This window comes from Paenibacillus xerothermodurans, assembly GCF_002220865.2.
Taxonomy (GTDB): domain Bacteria; phylum Bacillota; class Bacilli; order Paenibacillales; family NBRC-103111; genus Paenibacillus_S; species Paenibacillus_S xerothermodurans.
In genome coordinates, this window is record NZ_NHRJ02000002.1 from 503,145 (window position 1) to 520,458 (window position 17,314).

The window sequence follows — 17,314 nt, forward strand, 5'->3', positions numbered from 1 at the left end:
CTGCTAATTATAGTATAGGCGTCACCGTTTGACAAGAAACCGTAACACAAAAAAGACACACCGTGCAGCTATCCAAGCTGTGGTGCATCCTTAAGTGTAAAATGATTAGATCTGCTGAGGAGGCATCAAGAGGTGATGGAATGCTTCTTTGCCGTGTGGGATATGTCAACTTGCTCGTCCTCGTTCACCAAGCCCATCACTTTCAAAGAGTCGATACCCAAAATTTGCGCACATTCATGGATGGAGATGATACCCCTGCGATATGCGGCGATCACTTTACGTTTGTCCACCCTGGCCCCTCCTAAGTATAAATTCCAGACCAGCTCTACGTTCCGGCCATGAGCAGTCACACATTAAGTATGGGGAATAATGGAAAATAAAATACATTGCAAGGGACATCATGCTTGCTTACGGTAAAAGAACGTTTCCGCCGGCTCCAGTTTATATTGTGTGGGAGAGAAAATTTGCTCTGTGCTGCCTACGAACAGAATGCCGCCCGGCTTCAACGCCTTTGCAAATTTATGATACAGTAATTGCTTGGCTTCCTCGGTAAAATAAATCATTACGTTCCGGCAGATGATTAAATCGAACTGGGTGTCGAATGTATCCGTCAACAAATTTTGCTTCTGAAACCGAATCCCTTTTTTGAGTTGATCGGACACCAAATAAGTTAAATTTTCTTGCTTGTAATACTTTGACAAATAATTTCTGGGCACATCCCTAATCGCACGATCCGAATAGATACCCTGTTTGGCTTTTCCCAGAGCTCCGTCATCGATGTCTGTAGCCAGCAGTTGGGCGTCCTTCAGCGCGCCCAGCTCAGCCAGGATCATGGCCAGCGTGTACGGCTCCTCCCCGGTAGAACAAGCGGCGCTCCAGCATTTCAACTTGCGGCTTTTATGCAGCATCTCCGGCAAAAACGTCTTTTCCAACACCTGCCAGCGATTTGCATTGCGCCAGAACTCGGACACGTTGATGGTCATTCTATCCAGAAACTCGTAAAACAGTTCCTTGTCCTTTGTCATAGCATCGAAAAAGGAGACGAACGTGGTATATCCTTTTTTCATCCGAAGAGTGGTCAGACGGCGTTTCATTTGAGCTTCCTTGTATTGCGCTAAGTCGATGCATGTATAATCCTTGATTTTTTTAATGAAGAGTAGAAAATCCTGATCTTCCATGCTTTCATCGCCACCTAAATCCACGTTTGTATCGCTTTGTTGTATGTAACCAGTTCATCGGTGCCGAAAAAATTTGCAATTTCTCGGCTGGCACTTTCAGGGGAATCCGAGCCGTGTATGAGATTGAAATTCGTATGAGCCGCATAATCTCCCCGAATTGTCCCGGGCGCAGCGTCCAAAGGACTGGTACGGCCTATCATTTGCCGTGATAGGGCTATGACGTCGTCTCCCTGCCATACCATCGCAAATACCGGACCCGATGTGATAAACGCAACAAGTTTTTCATAAAAATCTTTGCCATGATGTTCCTGATAATGCGTTTCGGCCTGCTGTTTGGTGATTTGGACAAATTTCGCACCCACCAGCTGAAGACCTTTCCGCTCGAACCTTTGCACGATCTCTCCAATCAGTCCGCGCTGCACCCCATCCGGCTTAACCATTACAAAAGTGCGTTCCATGATACATTCCCCCTCATTGTTATAATATGATGCCATTATAAACCTTGTCTAGTAAGACCTGTCACCGATAAAATGAGCGATGCCGGTGAAATCCTTTTTTGCCTGGATGTCCGGCAATCGGTCTAACGCTGCTATTGCTTTATCAACGTATCGGGATGCTAGCGCCTCCGCCCGACGGACCGCGCCGCTGCTAAGGAGAGCTTGGATAAAATCTCTGATATCGGTTTGTCCGTTCATCTCCTGAATGCGCTGGATCTCCTGGAGCAGACGAGGACGCAGTCTCTCGTTCTGCAGTGCGTAAATGACCGGTATAGTAATGTTACCCTGGCGTATATCGCTGCCCGGCGGCTTGCCTATCTCCTTCTCCGTACCGCATAGATCAAGCAGATCATCCCGAATTTGGAACGCCATGCCTACGTTGTAGCCAAACGCATATAGGCTTCTGGCGACCGCCTCGCTAGCTCCGGACGCTATTCCACCAAGCTGACAGCTGATTGCGATCAGAAGCGCCGTTTTGCGCCTAATTCGGAGAAGATAATCCCTGACGCTTTGTTCCGTATTGAAAAACAAGCGTATTTGTTCCATCTCTCCGATACTCATCTCCACAATCGCCTTTGACATGATTTGATGAATGGCGGGATTGGACATTTGCGTGACAACACTTAACGCTTTCGCAAATATGTAATCTCCCGTATACATCGCGATCCGGTTATCCCATTTGGACTTGACCGTGGGCTGCCCCCGCCTCGTCGCGGCGTCATCTATCACATCATCATGTACCAATGAAGCCATATGAATAAGCTCAAGCGGGATGGCAACATGTTTGATGCGCTCGAGATCATAAGTGCCGAACTTCGCGCCAAGAAGCACAAACACGGGACGAATCCGCTTACCGCCAGCCTTCAGCAGATGCAGAGAGGTCTCCCGCAGCAGCACATTGTCGCAGTCGATGCTTCGTTCCAATTCTTTCTCTATGTAAGAAATATCCTTTTTCATTTTGGCATACAAATCGATCAGTTTCATTCTGTCACCTGTGTCACAGTTTTGTCATTCCCATCATTGCATAGGCGCCTTTATAGCGATAGGAGCCGGGCTCCCGGGTGAGCTGCCCCCCTACTACCACTCCCGATCGAATCAGAAGGACGGTTGCGGCAGTGCAATCACTGCGGCTGATTTGGATCGGTTGTTCCGTGCTGCGCATCCGGCATACCCCATCTTTTGTATAATTCGTGTTCCACACCTATACTATCCAACACTTTGCCTACCAGGAAATCAACCATATCCGACACGGTTTGCGGACCTTGATAAAAAGCCGGCATAGCTGGAATGATGCGAACTCCCATTCGAGCGAGCTTGAGCATATTCTCCAAATGTATGGCATGCAGTGGAGTTTCCCGCGGCACGATGATGAGCGGACGACCTTCTTTCAGCATCACATCCGCCGTACGCTCGAGTAAATTATCGGAAGCACCGTGCGCGATGCCGGACAAGGTTCCCATTGAACACGGAATAATAATCATGCCCCGAGTCTGAAAAGAGCCGCTAGCCGTACTTGCTCCGATGTCTTGAATGGGATGATACCGCAATGTACCAGGCGCGGATCCGAACTGAGCGTCCAGCGTTTCTTTGCGTCGAGCCGCGTCCCAGCCGAGCTCCTCTTTCAGCACCCGCCAGCCGGCGTCTGTCACAAGCAGATGAATATCTTCTCCTTGCGAAAGAAGATATAGACACAGCCGCACGCCATACGCCGCACCGCTTGCTCCGGTAATTCCAACCACCCAGGGCTTGTTCATTTGCTCAACACCACCAAATCGACCAGGGTAAAAAGAAACACGACCGCGCTCAACACGCTGTTTAGAGTGAAGAAGGCTGTGTTTAACCTGCTTAAATTGTGCGGCGTGACAATTTTGTGCTGGTAAAACAAAAGCACAGTAGCAATCACAATGCCAACCAGGTACAGCCAGCTTAAATTCGCCAAGTAAAATAAAGTAAACAATCCGACAGCGGTTACGGCGTGAAACCATCTGGCAGTTTGCAGCGCGCGAGCCACACCAAACCGCTGCGGAATCGAGTGAAGACCTTCCTCACGGTCAAACTCCACGTCTTGACAAGCGTAGATCACATCAAAGCCTGCAACCCAAAGGGAGACGGATATATAAAACACGATTGCCGCCAACGATATGTCATCCGTGACAGCCACCCAGCCGCCCAGCGGGGCAAGTCCGATCGTCATGCCCAGGATGATATGGCAAGCCCACGTGAATCTTTTCGTATAAGAATAAAAAACAAGGAGAAATACTGCAATCGGCAGCAGTTTCATCGACAACAGGCTTAAGTTCCAGGTAGCCCAAAATAATAATGTGAATGAAATCACAATAAAAATGATAGCTGCGTTAGAAGAAATCAAGCCGGCCGGGATGGCTCTGACGGCGGTACGTGGGTTCCGTGCATCGTACAGTTTGTCTATTACACGGTTCAAGCCCATCGCAGCGCTGCGGGCACCGAACATAGCCATAATGATCCACCCTATCTGCGCCCAGCCAGGCAGTTCGCTGGTCACCACCATGGAACCGACCAACGCACCCATAAATGCGAACGGCAGAGCAAACAACGTATGCTCAAATTTTATCATTTCCAAAAAAATTTTGGACTTTCTCAATAGCACGTCGACTCCAACTCCATTCCGTTACTCCGCTTCCTGCTTCTTCATACCGATATGAACTGCGGCGATACCTCCGGTGAGCGGATAAGCTTGCACATGGGTGAGCCCTGTCTGTCTGAAAATGTCGGCCAGCTGCTTATGATCCGGAAAGTTGATCAACGACTCGGGCAGCCATTTGTACTGCTCATATCGTTTCGCAATCACTTTGCCCAGCAGCGGCAAAATGTTTCGAAAATAAAAATAGTACAGCGCTTTGAACGGCTGCCAGGTTGGCTTGGACAGCTCCAACGAAACCACCATACCGCCAGGTTTCACAACTCTCTGCATTTCCTCGATGACTGTCACCAGATCAGGTACATTCCGCAGCGCGAACCCGATCGTCGCATAATCAAATGTATTATCGTCATAAGGAAGCTGCATGGCATTGCCGCGTATTAATGTGATCTGTTTGTCCAAGCCCTTTTCCCGGACTTTTACTGCACCGTGATCGAGCATATTCTGACTGAAATCCAGACCAACGATCCTGCCTGTGCCGCTGTGCGTCGCCAAATCGATCGTCCAATCGCAGGTGCCGCAGCAAAGGTCAATCGCAGTGCTGTCCCGTGCTATTTTCATTTTATTCATGGTGAACTTCCGCCACGCCTTATGCCGGCGAAAGCTCAAAACGTCATTCATAAAATCATACTTGGGCGCGATGTTTTCAAAAACAGAGTGAACAAATTCTTCCTTCGACTTCGTCTGCTGCATATCTGCATTCACCTCAAATTTCTTCCGACGCTTTAGGCCTCGATAGGTATAACTTGAACGGCTCTCCGACTAGGAGAAGTTCTTTGCCCAGCTCCTTCGGTTCCAGCGATTGCAGGTATTCCTGCAATTGTTTCACAGCGGCGTCAAGCATTTGGTACAATTGTGTCGTCACTTTATATTTCAGCCACATGGCACGGATTTTGCTTGGATCGGGATCGTCCAGCTGAAGATGCCTCCGCTCTTCCTTCGTCGCCTGCTGAAAAACATGCCAAAACCCCCAGCTTTCCCGATGCTGCTGCACTTTTTCCGATTTGGATATCTCCAGAAGCAGCACCTCACAGCATGTGAAGAGCTGCAATATTTCCGACCATTTACGGCGTACCGTGCCCTCCATAAGTTTAGAAAATGCCAGATACAGCTGTGTCTTGACTTCAACGGACTGCTTTATGTAATCTTCTGCCGATAGCTTCAACTGTTTCATCAATTGATACAAGTTGATCTTCAGCCGGTTCACGTCACAAATAGCCCGTGAAATGACGCCGATTAATTCGATTTGCCCTGCATGGGCGAGCAAAAAGTAAAAGCGGCTGCTAAAATAGTCACCCGCGAGCACTTTTAACTGTCGGGATCTCGCCGCTCGCATTTCCTTAGCTTGGTTCGTCACGCTGACCATATCATGCGTATCCAATCCGATTTGGACCAATGAAGTGACCAAGCCAAATAACTCACTATGGCCGGAAAGCGTGCTGTGTTTACTCAAAAATGCATACAACAGCCTGGTGCGAAATTCCGGAAACAACGGCAACTCGGTATGTTTTTGGATCATATCATATTCTATGTATTTTTTGGCCATTTCCGGAATCCGATAACAATTCATAATTAGCCTCCGAACGGGTGAGAAGAATAGCGTGAACATATCTAAATTATTATATCATAACCGCTGCCGAGACGCATAATCCGAGCTAACTTTTTATGTCGAAAAGCTCCCTCCATAGCGGAGTATACGTCATGCGCAAGCTCGACTGCAGATACTGCTCCATTTCCCTAGGAGTCAGTTGGTCGGCGTCCGCACCACTGCGCTCCCACTTGTCGCGTGCGGCATCTGCCGCAAGAAGTAATGTCGGGCCGGTTCTGCCCGTGGAACCGTTCAATACCCGAATCAAAACCTGATTGATATTCGTGGAACGGCGAAACAGTGTTTGTGTGATCATATGCACATCTCCCATGATTTCTTCTTTTGTCGAAGAAGACGAGGCGAGTACGTCGACAGATACGATGGCGTGGGTCACTTCTACCCTGCGGATGCGCTCATTCAGCCGCATGCCACTCATCACATCCACAATATTGGCGTCCGAAACGGATTCAGCTTTAGCCGCGCGATACAAAGGCGACGTCGCTCCATTCTCCAATCGGGGCAGATATGAAAGCAGCATAGCCACGCCTACGGATAACAGCAGTGTGACAAGAAACCGGGGCAACCATTGCATCGGACAATTCCTCCTCCACACATTCTGTGAATGCTTGACCGAAATCCGTGCTCTTTTCATTCTACAACGAAAAAAAGCAGGCTATGCCTGCCATACTGAAATTTATTCCTCCGTGTCCAGCACCCCATGCTTCGTCATCACGATCGCTTTGCCTCTGATCTTCACAGCCGACGTGTGCGCTGTAAACTGGGCTAGCATCACTTCACCCTTGTCCAACTTTTCAGTGTGGTGAAATTTCGTGTCGTGGCCGCGGGTCAAACCGATGACTTGGACCCCGTTTTCCTTGGCTTTTATAACAAAATAATCACCCTGCGTAGGGTTTTGGTTCGCATCCATCATTCTCTTCCTTCCCGGATAAGTCTAGCCTGCTACTAGTATGATGCAGAAAAATAGAGGTGATGTCAATCATATCTCCGCTAAAACAAAAAGCAAACTCCTGGACCGTCAGGCAGCGTCCCGACACAAAAAATGTTGTCCTTTTCTCTCGTAGTAAACGAAATATGGTAAATCACGTCGAGGAAAGACGACACTAGGCAGGAGATTGGTCGGCCTTTTATGCAGATAGCAAAAAACCACCCTCCTTGACTATCTGAAGTACACACAACAAGAAGGATGGCCCTTGACTGGGAAAGAAAATTCAACGCGGACAACCGCGGCATAGATATGTATGGTCGGAGTAACACGATTCGAACGTGCGACCTCACCCACCCCAAGGGTGCGCGCTACCAGGCTGCGCCATACCCCGATACGTACTTATTATAAAATCAAACGGGCTGTCTTGTAAAGTGCCGGGCTAAATAAAGCACCCAAATCGGCAGCGATTCAGGTGCTTGGTTTAACTGGAGTTATTTGATATGTAGAAAAAACTGAGTTCTACTGAATTCCTTCTTTCAGGGCCTTACCCGGTTTGAAAGCGGGAATTTTGCTGGAAGGGATATCGATCTCTTCGCCAGTCTGCGGGTTACGTCCTTTTCGAGCGGAACGTTCACGAACTTCAAAGTTTCCGAATCCTACGAGCTGCACTTTATCACCGGATTGCAGCGCTTCGGAGATTGCTTCAAATACAGCCTCTACCGCTTTAGTCGCGTCCTTCTTGGACAGTTCGCTAGTTTCTGCAACCTTGTTGATCAATTCAGATTTATTCATGCCATTCACCTCCCCCCAACATGTATCATATTACCCTTTGTTTACCGAATTGTTTAAAATTATACATATAATTCAGGGAAAACAAGCAAACAAGACCATATTAATATACCAAAGCCTGTTTTTCAAGTGAAAATGCAAAAAATGCACCCAGGGAGTGCATTTTTGCCCGAAATTGTGACAACAATCATAAGATAATGGCGATCAATCCACCAGAGCCTTCGTTGATGATTCGGCCCAGTGTTTCCTGCAATTTGTAGCGCGCGTTGTCCGGCATCATCGCCAATTTGCCCTGTATCCCTTCACGCACGATCGAGTGCAAGGATCTGCCGAAAATGTCGGATTCCCAAATTTTTAGCGGGTTATCCTCGAAGTCTTGCATCAGATAACGGACCAGCTCTTCGCTCTGCTTCTCAGTACCTATGATCGGAGAGAACTCGGATTCGACATCGACGCGAATCATGTGGACGGAAGGCGCTGTAGCTTTCAGCCGCACGCCGAAACGTGAGCCCTGGCGAATCAGTTCCGGCTCATCCAAGGCCATCTCCTCCAAAGTCGGTGGAGCAATACCATAGCCTGTCGTTTTCACCATCTCCAATGCTTCGGCGAAGTGATCGTACTCACGTTTGGCGTGGCTGAATTCCTGCATCAGCTGCAGTAGATGATCCTTGCCCCGGATTTCAACCCCCACAACCTCCATCAGGATACGATCGTAGAGCTCATCCGGCGCATACAGGTCGATTTCGGCGACACCTTGCCCCATGTGCATGCCAGCTAGCGAAGCTTTGTCAATGAACTCATATTCCTCAAAATGGGACACGACACGGTCAACATCGCGCAATCTGCGGATGTCCTGTACCGTCTCACGAACAGAGTTTTCAAAATGCGAGCGCAGCCAGTGGCTATCCTCAAGCACCATTACCCAGCTCGGCAGATTCACATTTACTTCATGAACCGGAAACTCGTACAGTACTTCACGCAGTACGGCGGTCATATCGTCGTCATCCATGTTAGCAACACTCATGGCTACTACTGGAATGTCATGCTGTGCCTGGAGTGAACTGCGGAGCTCCTGCGCGATCTCACCGTTTGGTTTGGTCGAGTTGACGATCACGATAAATGGCTTACCGACTTCCTTCAGCTCATTAATTATTCTCGTCTCTGCTTCGACATAAGATTCACGAGGAATTTCCGCAATTGTGCCATCGGTGGTCACGACCACTCCCAATGTAGCATGCTCCTGAATGACCTTTCTGGTACCGATTTCAGCCGCTTCCTGGAACGGGATGGCTTCTTCAAACCAGGGCGTGTTGATCATACGGGGACCGTTTTCATCCTCGTATCCTTTGGCGCCATCTATCACATAGCCGACACAGTCGACCAAACGCACATTCACGTCCAGCCCCTCCGCGACATGCAGCTGTACCGCAGTATTCGGCACAAACTTCGGCTCAGTAGTCATGATCGTGCGGCCCGCTGCACTTTGCGGCAACTCGTCCGTAGCTCGCGCGCGGTCTGCCTCATTTTGAATATTAGGAAGCACGACGGATTCCATAAAACGTTTGATAAACGTTGATTTTCCCGTACGAACCGCTCCAACGACCCCAAGGTAAATATCCCCGCCAGTACGCTCTGCAATGTCCTTAAAGATATCTACTTTTTCCAATGAGAATCCCTCCTACAGGTGGTTTAAGACGAAACACGTACACACTACTAATGGATTAGTAAAATATATGTACTGGCTGGCAGATTATGCTGAATTGTTCAGAGAATTGATATGTAATCACTCCCTGCTCGAGTCGGCTTCCGCAGCCGCGCCAATGATCTCTAAGTGAATATATGAAGAACACAGGAGGGATATGCTAGAAGCAACAAAAAAACCTCTATGCCAGAACGGTTCATAGAGGTTCACAGTTGAGACGATGCGGATGGGATAGGAGGCTTGTACGCAAGGGGAGCCCTTCGGATACTATCGCTCCGCTAGAGCAACCGGCACCGGCTCTCCGTTTAACCAATGATAGGGGTATGAGCGCGCTGGGACATATAACCATTCCTCAACCAGCAGCTCGCGCAGATCCTCGGATGCGGTTAGGCCGGAGCGGAGTGTTTTTTTATCAATTAAACGCATTATCTCTTCCGCGTAATCTATCGCCACCTGCCCTGATTCATGCATAATAAATGGAAGGTTTACCTGATGAGTGTACACACTGCGTACGCTTATCGGTGTCTTATCCATCGCGGCGAAATTAATGTGATAAAACGAAGGTGCTACGGTGTCGCCCTTGGGCAGCTGCTTTGTTCTGGCACGGTAGTCATCCACAAGCTGCTGCACCTCCACTGTGGCTTGATAAGAAGTCAAATCCATCATTTTTACAGTAGGGGCTGTCTCAACGTTAACCAGTACGTAGATCGCTGTACCGCCGTTTTCAAAGGCGTTGGAGGGCACGCTGCTTAATATTCCCCGTCCCTTCAGTTTCTTGAAATCAACCGGATATTTCTCATAGAGCGGGGTGGTTTCCCAGCTATTTTTAATTGGCAGTACCCCCGTCCCGTTCTTAAACTGATCTACCGCATTTTGTACGACAACCACAGATTCCCCAGTGGCCAGCTGATTCTCTTTGCGCATTTCGTCTGGGTACATACAACCCGATAGGCATAAGCACAGCACGACGAAAATCAGCGTTATTGTGCGTGGTACTCCATTCCACTTCATAAATCGTCTTCCTCTCGCTGCCTCTCTAATTGCCGGCGTACCGCCGCTTTTAACGGATCTTCAGGCACGGTAGCGTGCACGTCGCCGGTGATTTGGGCTTGGCAGGCCAAACGATAGCCCTGCTCCGCCAGCTCTCCCAGCTTCAGCCGCTCGTTCTGATTCATCGGGGCGAGGCCCGTGCATGCTGAATCGTCCACTATCACCTTGCACATCAAGCATCCGGCTTTGCCGCCGCATCGTGTGCGTATTTGTACCCGTGCTTTGCGCGAGGCGGCAAGAATGGTCGTGCCAGGCCGCACCTCAATCTGTTTGCCGTGGGGCAAGAACGTCACTTGTGCTTTCACTTGCTTGCACTTCCTTCCTCATCCCCTGAGAAGGAGATCCCGAACTTTCTGCTGTACCTTCCCGCTGATTGCGTTTCGGGCGAGCAAATCACGCATGGCCGGTGTCACCCCGCCCTTGCGCTCTCTTAGCTCTTCAGCGATTGCTGTGTAACGATCCGGACGATCACGCAGAATATTAAACAACAGCTCATGCTCTAATGGCATCACTTTCAGCCGCACTGGCGCTGGGGAATCTTGCTCCCCGCTGCTTAATGCATCTGTCAACACCAACTCATGCGCATGATACGAGTGCAAAAACGCGGCTTCTACTTTGTAACAGCTGTCGAATGCGATTACCTCGAACCCCGAAACCAGTTCCACGATGATGCCGTGTATGTCATAGTGGCTCAAAACGGAACGATAAATACCGGACTCATCGTCAACAGGTTCGTCGATAGAGTACGCTGATAATCGATCATGTATTTCTTTCGCGCCCGAAACATCCGCATACAGATCCAGGTCTCGGGGTGTCTTCTGCAGCGGCACACCTTGCAGCAGCAACCCGCAGCTGCCACCAAGAAGCCATGGATCGCTGACATTGCGAAGCAGATGCTCTGCTTGTCCGAGAGCGAACAGTAGCTTCTTCATACCTTCCAACACATTCATCCCCTTTTGGCCCATCTTGCGGTTGGAAAGCGCTTCTCGTCCTCCAGCTAAAAATAAGGCTTATTGATGACCGTCACAGGTCCATCCTGCTTTAAGACAGCTTGACAGCCCAGCCGATAGCCTTCTTCAATTTCTTCAGGCTCCAGCCGGTCCAATTCGGCGTCGGTCGGAGCGTTCAAATATTCTGCTCCGTCACTCACCAAGCAACGGCAGCGCGCGCATGTGCCGCGCGTGCAAGAAAATCCCCAATCCACCTCGTGCTTAAGCGCTAAATCCAGTATACTGAGCCCGGGTTCCCCGGTAATCTCTTTATGTATTCTACGTCCCTGTAAGATGATCATCCGATGTGAAACCTCCGGTTAAAAAATGGAAACAAGCATATAAAGCAGTATAGGAACGAACATGAGAAACGCTATGGTAGAGAGAATAATCCTAATGATACCGGACGTGCGGTGTCGGGCGAAAGTAATCAAAAGTGAAGCCCCCGCCATCAAGCCGATAGCAACAAACGAAGCCCACATTTTATCCATTGGACTCATAAAAACGGCTCCTTACTGTGAATGATGTAACGACTGTTCGCTGTGTGTGAGACATACGCGGCTTTCGTGTCGAATGCGAAGGAATCCGCAAATTCCATTCGCTATTATAACACAAAAAAAGCATAAGCGCCCTGATCAGGCAGCTTATGCCATCGAACTGTCTTATTTTTTTTCTATCATTTTCATCAACTGCTCCATATTGTTCGCATTGATTTGGCTGCTCTTGATTGCTGATATCAGCTCATTCATCGTCGAATCGGATACGGGAGCATTCACCAGACTCGCTACCTGCTTGATCAACTGCCGGAGCTGAGCGTCGCTTTGCATTGTGGATGGCTTCACTCCGCTAGCCAGTTTATATATATCTTTCTCACTTACACTTTTCCCGGTTTTTTTCTTGACCACGTTGAGCACTTCTTTGGACATATTCTTGTTGCCCATTCCCCTGTCCCTCCTTCTCCTCACCACTCCTCAATGCCGGAGCAGACTATAAGGTAGTTTATGAACAAGGGGGTGCACCCGTGTAGGCGGCTGTTTACATGAGTGATTTTGTTTAATAAGAAATTGACGCTTAAATTTCTTGCGTTTTGCCCCGCCCCATCAGATCCTCCACCGCGGATGCCGGAGTCTTGCCCTCGAAGAGCACAGCGTATAGCTCGTCCGTGATGGGCATAGTGACGCCAAACTTACGAGATAGCGTGTGAGCCGCTTGGGTCGTTTTGATCCCCTCAACCACCATGCCCATCTGCTGCAGGACCGACTGAAGCGGCAGCCCCTGGGCCAGCAGGTAACCCGCGCGCCAATTGCGGCTGTGCTTGCTGGTGCCGGTCACGATCAAATCTCCGACCCCGGCCAAGCCTGCAAATGTGAGGGATGAGCCGCCCATCGCGGTGCCAAGCCGAGAAATCTCCGCTAGACCGCGCGTCAACAATGCGGCTTTGGCGTTGTCGCCATATCCGAGCCCGTCGGTCAACCCGGCGCCGAGAGCGATAATATTTTTCAGCGCGCCACCTACCTCAACACCGATGACATCCGTATTCGTGTACACTCTAAAATAATTGTTAATAAGCAGATCCTGCGCCGCTTCCGCCGCGGTGCTATCCTCCGCCGCCACCACCACCGTGGTCGGAGACTGCTTAATCACTTCTTCCGCATGGCTGGGTCCGGACAATACTACGATGGAAGCAGCATCGTACTCGGGCAGCTCTTCTGCCAGCACGGTGCTCATCCTGCTTAAGGTCGTCGCCTCGAAGCCCTTCGTCGCGTGGATCAATAGTGTGTCCCGGGACAGATGTGGTCGCATCTGTGCCGCCACGTCACGCATAGCTGCCGAAGGTGCTACGACGAAAACTGCCTTCGCGTCTGTGATAGCTTCTGCTATTGAGGTAGTTGCGCGAATGCGCTCAGACAATTTGACATCTCCGAGAAAACGATGATTGAGGTGTTCCATATTTATTTCCGTCACTTGCTGCTCATTGCGGGACCATAAAACGACATCCAGATGATTGTCAGCTAACACCGAAGCAATAGCCGTGCCCCAGCTGCCGGCCACAAGCACGGACACTTTGTTGGACATGATCCTCGCCTCCGGCTATTTTTTTACACCGATTTTGTTTTCCTGACCTTTAATAAGCTTCGCAATGTTAGTCCGGTGTTTGAACAAAGCGAACGCGAATACGAGCACACTTAGCACAAATGTTTCAATCGGAAGGTCCATAAACCATATAAAAACAGGTATAAGTGCCGTAAACAGTAACGATCCGAGTGAGACGTAGCGAGTGACTGCAATCGCCAGAATGGCAAATACACCGGCGCATAACGCGGGGACGAGGGCTAGTGTGACCATAACGCCGATGGTAGTCGCGATTCCTTTGCCGCCGCGAAAGCCGAAGTATATCGGCCAGTTGTGTCCAATAATAGCGGCAATCCCGCAAAGCACCAGCAGCAGCGCGCTACCGTCTCCTAGCCACTGCCCTATCTTGACCGCGGCCAGGCCCTTCACCGCATCCAACACCAATACGGTGATGGCCGGACCCACGCCGAGCACCCGCAACGTGTTGGTTGCTCCTGCATTGCCGCTGCCGTGATCGCGGATGTCTATACCTTTCAACAGCTTCCCTGCCAAATAGCTAAAACTGATCGAGCCTAACAAATACCCGAGCAGGATGGGTATGACAAACCACACCTGTCATCTCTCCTATTCATCATCCGATTTTTTGCGGGTCAAGATTCGCAGCGGGGTACCCTCGAAGCCGAAGGCGCCCCGGATCTTATTTTCCAGATAACGTTCATAGGAAAAATGCATTAACTCGGGGTCATTCACGAACAAAACTATGGTCGGCGGCTTGACCGATACTTGCGTAACATAGTTGATTCTTAAACGTCTGCCCTTATCTGTCGGAGGCGGATTGATGGCTACTGCATCCGAGATAACGTCGTTCAACACGTGTGTAGGAATGCGCATTGCATGCTGCTCCGCTACATGGTTGACAACCGGCAGCAGTTTATGTACCCTCTGTTTCGTCTTCGCGGACAAAAACAAGATTGGTGCGTATGTCATGAACAGAAAATGATCGCGGATCTTCTGAGTGAAGTTCTGCATTGTTTTTTCGTCCTTCTCGACGACATCCCATTTGTTGACGACGAACACGGAAGCTTTACCTGCTTCGTGCGCATATCCCGCGACATGTTTGTCCTGCTCGATGATACCCTCTTCGCCATTGATAACGATGAGCACCACGTCCGCACGCTCGATCGCCTTCATCGCACGCATTACACTATATTTCTCTGTGTTTTCATAGACCTTGCCTCTCTTGCGCATCCCGGCTGTATCGATAATCACATACGGCTGCCCGTCGCGCTCAAATGGGCTGTCAATGGCATCACGAGTTGTGCCGGCGACATCACTGACTATGACTCGTTCCTCACCAAGCACCGTATTAACCAAAGATGACTTTCCCACGTTAGGTCGGCCGATTAATGCGACGCGTATGACCTCGTCTCCGTAATCATCTTCCGTGTCCGCAGGGAAATGCTGTACCACTTCGTCCAAAAGGTCGCCCAGCCCGGTACCGTGCGCTCCGGAGATACCGAACGGCGTGCCGAATCCAAGGCTATAAAACTCATAAATATCATCCTGCCGCTTGATATTATCTATTTTATTTACGGCCAGCACGACCGGCTTTTTGGAACGAAACAATAATTCGGCCACTTCCTGATCGGCCGCTGTAACGCCTGCCTTGCCGTCCACCATGAACACAATAACGTCGGCTTCATCGATGGCCAATTCGGCTTGCGCCCTCACCGATTTGAGGATGGCGTCATCTCCGTCGATTTCTATTCCACCCGTATCTATCACGCTAAACTGATGATTCAGCCATTCACCGATGCCGTACAGACGGTCCCTGGTAACTCCCGGCATATCCTCCACGATCGCAAGCCTGTCACCGATCATCCGATTAAATATGGTGGATTTACCCACATTCGGCCGGCCGACGATGGCCACAATAGGCCTTGCCATAAGCTTCATCCTTTCGTTGCCGCCACATGTAAGCGCAACATGAAAAATTTCACAATCTACATCATAGCATTAGCTATTTAGTAAAGCAATGCAATCTCCCAACTGCCATTATTTGTCGGAGTCGCTGTGATCCACCAAAATCATAACACCATTCTCCAGATCATGCGCAGCGGCATCCAAAATTTTTTCTAATAAAAACGCAACTTTCTGCTGCTCACTTTTATCCTTCGTAATAAAAATGGGCTCTCCACCTGCCACCTGATTACTGTCGAAGGCCACAATGGCCATAATTCTGCCCATGGCTCAAGCACCTTCCTTCCCCGCGGGACGCAAATGCGTTTCCGTAGGCATTCGTATTGCGCTCTCCAGCACGGGCGCCCCCTCTATGATGCTTCGGGCCCGCTGCATGTCCTGTTCTTGCGGCAGCAAAAATAAAGCCAATCGGCCATCGTTGAGATCCAATTTGGTGAGCGGCAGCAATGCCGGTTCACCTTCGTCCCGGTGGACTCCCAACAACGTCGAAACATCGTGCAGCAGCGCTTGCCGCTGCCCCAGATTGGCCAGTGTGACACGGCAGTCTGCATCTTTTGGCACCAAAATTAAACCCATTCCGCGTTCGCGTATCGTTTTGCGCGTCTCTTCTAAACCAACGTTCATGATATAGACGTCGTCCACCCACAGGTTTGGACCTTCCACGCGTACTTCCGCACTGTGCACGGTAGCGATATGCCGAATGCTTTTGCCTGTTTTGAATCGGTTAGCAAGATAAACAGAGACGGCGCCAGCCGCAATTCCCCAATACCAACCCAGCACTATACTGAAGAACGCTGTTACGAAAGCTACGAAAATGACCAGGTAGTTGCGCCCCTCGAATACCATTGCGATGCCTTCTATATAGGCCGACCCGCGGGGGACCAACTCCATGTCGTCGATGTTTCCCAGCGTTTCCCTTTCCATGTTCCGAACTTCCCTAAATTGCTGTGCGGCAAGGGACAAAAACGTGACCGCGGTGTAGTCTCTTTCTATCAATGACGGCACGGCGACAGAGCCCAGGCCGGCGGCGATCACACCCAGCGCCACGTGGATGATGCGGCCGTGGGGATACGTCGGATATTGGCGGTAATCGGTGCGAAGCATGGTAAGCCGGGCAATGAGCCCGAACAGAACACCAAGCACGATGCCTATGGTATGCTCTTGCTCGGCCAGCCAATTTAACATAAGCATCGGTCCTTTCTATTCACCGTTATTCCTGCGTTTCCTGATGCCTGCCGCGGCCCAATGAACACTTCTGGTCAGAACGAGCACAACACTTGCGATGAGCAGAGAGATTCCGCGTGTAGTATAAATTGTCAACCACCAGCGATCCTGAAGAACGGCACTCCCCAGATGAAAAGCCATGTGCTCTCTGTGTGCCAGCCGAAACAGAGATTCGCCAATGAGCAGACCCAACGACACTACCGCGATCTGTACCGATGCACTTCTAAAAATCGCACTAACCAACAGACCAATCAGCAGTGCCATGGAAAGTTCAGTGCTGCCAATCATGATAGACGGCAAAAGATGTATGGTTTCCAACAAAAAGAAGGACACCGAGCCCAGCAGCATGCCGACAGACAAAATGTTTAATTTCAGCAGCCTGCCTCTGCACCGATAGACTACACACGCGATCACTGCGAACAGCACCACAACCCATAAACCGATCCTGGCGCCAGGCAGCACCAGCGACAGCTGCATACTAGCGATCCAGCAGACAAAAAAAAGAAGTATGACCTTTGTAGTTATACCTCTCACAAGCAGATCCTTCCAGCCGCTGGCAAGCAAAATCAACGATACGACGAGAAACAACAGCGATAAGTATCCTGCGTTCATTTGTACCAC

The 17,314-nt window shown here is 49.9% G+C and carries 24 protein-coding genes and 1 tRNA gene; all 25 read right to left on the bottom strand.

Going from position 1 to position 17,314, the window contains the following annotated elements; genetic code table 11:
• Positions 1-125: 125 nt before the first annotated feature.
• The gene (locus CBW46_RS21210; protein WP_165842204.1) at positions 126-290 is read right to left on the bottom strand and encodes a hypothetical protein; all 165 of its coding nucleotides are present in this window, start codon (positions 288-290) and stop codon (positions 126-128) included.
• 108 nt (positions 291-398) lie between these two features.
• Positions 399-1,178, bottom strand: a complete 780-nt coding sequence (locus CBW46_RS05970) for a CheR family methyltransferase (protein WP_089199087.1) — start codon at positions 1,176-1,178, stop codon at positions 399-401.
• 14 nt (positions 1,179-1,192) lie between these two features.
• On the bottom strand, positions 1,193-1,636 hold the full coding sequence (gene ndk, locus CBW46_RS05975) for a nucleoside-diphosphate kinase (RefSeq protein WP_089199088.1): 444 nt from the start codon (positions 1,634-1,636) through the stop codon (positions 1,193-1,195).
• Between the two features lie 48 nt (positions 1,637-1,684).
• Positions 1,685-2,659: a heptaprenyl diphosphate synthase component II gene (gene hepT, locus CBW46_RS05980; protein ID WP_089199089.1), complete on the bottom strand. Its 975-nt coding sequence runs from the start codon at positions 2,657-2,659 to the stop codon at positions 1,685-1,687.
• A 137-nt stretch (positions 2,660-2,796) separates the two neighbouring features.
• Positions 2,797-3,429, bottom strand: a complete 633-nt coding sequence (locus CBW46_RS05985; RefSeq protein ID WP_089199090.1) for a UbiX family flavin prenyltransferase — start codon at positions 3,427-3,429, stop codon at positions 2,797-2,799.
• The gene (locus tag CBW46_RS05990) at positions 3,426-4,268 is read right to left on the bottom strand and encodes a UbiA-like polyprenyltransferase (protein WP_089199352.1); all 843 of its coding nucleotides are present in this window, start codon (positions 4,266-4,268) and stop codon (positions 3,426-3,428) included. Before CBW46_RS05990 ends, CBW46_RS05985 begins: the two co-directional genes overlap by 4 nt.
• Before the next feature lie 54 nt (positions 4,269-4,322).
• Positions 4,323-5,045, bottom strand: coding sequence for a demethylmenaquinone methyltransferase (locus CBW46_RS05995; protein ID WP_089199091.1), 723 nt, complete (start codon positions 5,043-5,045; stop codon positions 4,323-4,325).
• Positions 5,046-5,058: 13 nt separating this feature from the next.
• Positions 5,059-5,922 (bottom strand): heptaprenyl diphosphate synthase component 1, encoded by an 864-nt coding sequence (locus CBW46_RS06000; RefSeq protein WP_089199092.1) that lies wholly within the window; start codon positions 5,920-5,922, stop codon positions 5,059-5,061.
• Positions 5,923-6,007: 85 nt separating this feature from the next.
• Entirely contained in the window at positions 6,008-6,532 is a 525-nt protein-coding gene (locus CBW46_RS06005) for a hypothetical protein (RefSeq protein ID WP_089199093.1), read from the bottom strand.
• Positions 6,533-6,634: 102 nt separating this feature from the next.
• On the bottom strand, positions 6,635-6,871 hold the full coding sequence (mtrB, locus tag CBW46_RS06010; protein ID WP_424446001.1) for a trp RNA-binding attenuation protein MtrB: 237 nt from the start codon (positions 6,869-6,871) through the stop codon (positions 6,635-6,637).
• Between the two features lie 329 nt (positions 6,872-7,200).
• Positions 7,201-7,277 (bottom strand) — tRNA-Pro (locus CBW46_RS06015).
• Between the two features lie 128 nt (positions 7,278-7,405).
• Entirely contained in the window at positions 7,406-7,678 is a 273-nt protein-coding gene (locus CBW46_RS06020) for an HU family DNA-binding protein (protein ID WP_089199095.1), read from the bottom strand.
• Positions 7,679-7,862: 184 nt separating this feature from the next.
• On the bottom strand, positions 7,863-9,341 hold the full coding sequence (spoIVA, locus tag CBW46_RS06025; RefSeq protein WP_089199096.1) for a stage IV sporulation protein A: 1,479 nt from the start codon (positions 9,339-9,341) through the stop codon (positions 7,863-7,865).
• 303 nt (positions 9,342-9,644) lie between these two features.
• A complete protein-coding gene (locus CBW46_RS06030) occupies positions 9,645-10,388 on the bottom strand; it encodes a hypothetical protein (protein ID WP_089199097.1) in 744 nt (247 codons plus the stop codon).
• Positions 10,385-10,732 carry a 2Fe-2S iron-sulfur cluster-binding protein gene (locus tag CBW46_RS06035; protein ID WP_089199098.1) on the bottom strand — a complete coding sequence of 116 codons (348 nt, stop codon included), beginning with the start codon at positions 10,730-10,732 and terminating at the stop codon, positions 10,385-10,387. Before CBW46_RS06035 ends, CBW46_RS06030 begins: the two co-directional genes overlap by 4 nt.
• An 18-nt stretch (positions 10,733-10,750) precedes the next feature.
• A complete protein-coding gene (locus tag CBW46_RS06040; RefSeq protein WP_133253929.1) occupies positions 10,751-11,359 on the bottom strand; it encodes a nucleotidyltransferase domain-containing protein in 609 nt (202 codons plus the stop codon).
• 65 nt (positions 11,360-11,424) lie between these two features.
• A complete protein-coding gene (locus CBW46_RS06045) occupies positions 11,425-11,718 on the bottom strand; it encodes a 2Fe-2S iron-sulfur cluster-binding protein (RefSeq protein ID WP_089199100.1) in 294 nt (97 codons plus the stop codon).
• 18 nt (positions 11,719-11,736) lie between these two features.
• Positions 11,737-11,916 carry a DUF2768 family protein gene (locus CBW46_RS06050; protein WP_089199101.1) on the bottom strand — a complete coding sequence of 60 codons (180 nt, stop codon included), beginning with the start codon at positions 11,914-11,916 and terminating at the stop codon, positions 11,737-11,739.
• A 162-nt stretch (positions 11,917-12,078) separates the two neighbouring features.
• Complete coding sequence (locus CBW46_RS06055; protein ID WP_089199102.1) at positions 12,079-12,357, bottom strand: stage VI sporulation protein F; 279 nt, start codon at positions 12,355-12,357, stop codon at positions 12,079-12,081.
• Positions 12,358-12,487: 130 nt separating this feature from the next.
• Positions 12,488-13,492, bottom strand: coding sequence for an NAD(P)H-dependent glycerol-3-phosphate dehydrogenase (locus CBW46_RS06060; RefSeq protein ID WP_089199103.1), 1,005 nt, complete (start codon positions 13,490-13,492; stop codon positions 12,488-12,490).
• A gap of 15 nt (positions 13,493-13,507) precedes the next feature.
• Complete coding sequence (gene plsY / locus CBW46_RS06065; protein WP_243633185.1) at positions 13,508-14,101, bottom strand: glycerol-3-phosphate 1-O-acyltransferase PlsY; 594 nt, start codon at positions 14,099-14,101, stop codon at positions 13,508-13,510.
• Positions 14,102-14,113: 12 nt separating this feature from the next.
• Entirely contained in the window at positions 14,114-15,436 is a 1,323-nt protein-coding gene (gene der / locus CBW46_RS06070; protein WP_089199104.1) for a ribosome biogenesis GTPase Der, read from the bottom strand.
• A gap of 108 nt (positions 15,437-15,544) precedes the next feature.
• Complete coding sequence (locus CBW46_RS06075; protein WP_089199105.1) at positions 15,545-15,736, bottom strand: capping complex subunit for YIEGIA; 192 nt, start codon at positions 15,734-15,736, stop codon at positions 15,545-15,547.
• A 3-nt stretch (positions 15,737-15,739) separates the two neighbouring features.
• Positions 15,740-16,654, bottom strand: coding sequence for a YIEGIA family protein (locus CBW46_RS06080; RefSeq protein WP_089199106.1), 915 nt, complete (start codon positions 16,652-16,654; stop codon positions 15,740-15,742).
• A gap of 15 nt (positions 16,655-16,669) precedes the next feature.
• Complete coding sequence (locus CBW46_RS06085) at positions 16,670-17,305, bottom strand: hypothetical protein (protein ID WP_089199107.1); 636 nt, start codon at positions 17,303-17,305, stop codon at positions 16,670-16,672.
• Between the last annotated feature and the right edge of the window lie 9 nt (positions 17,306-17,314).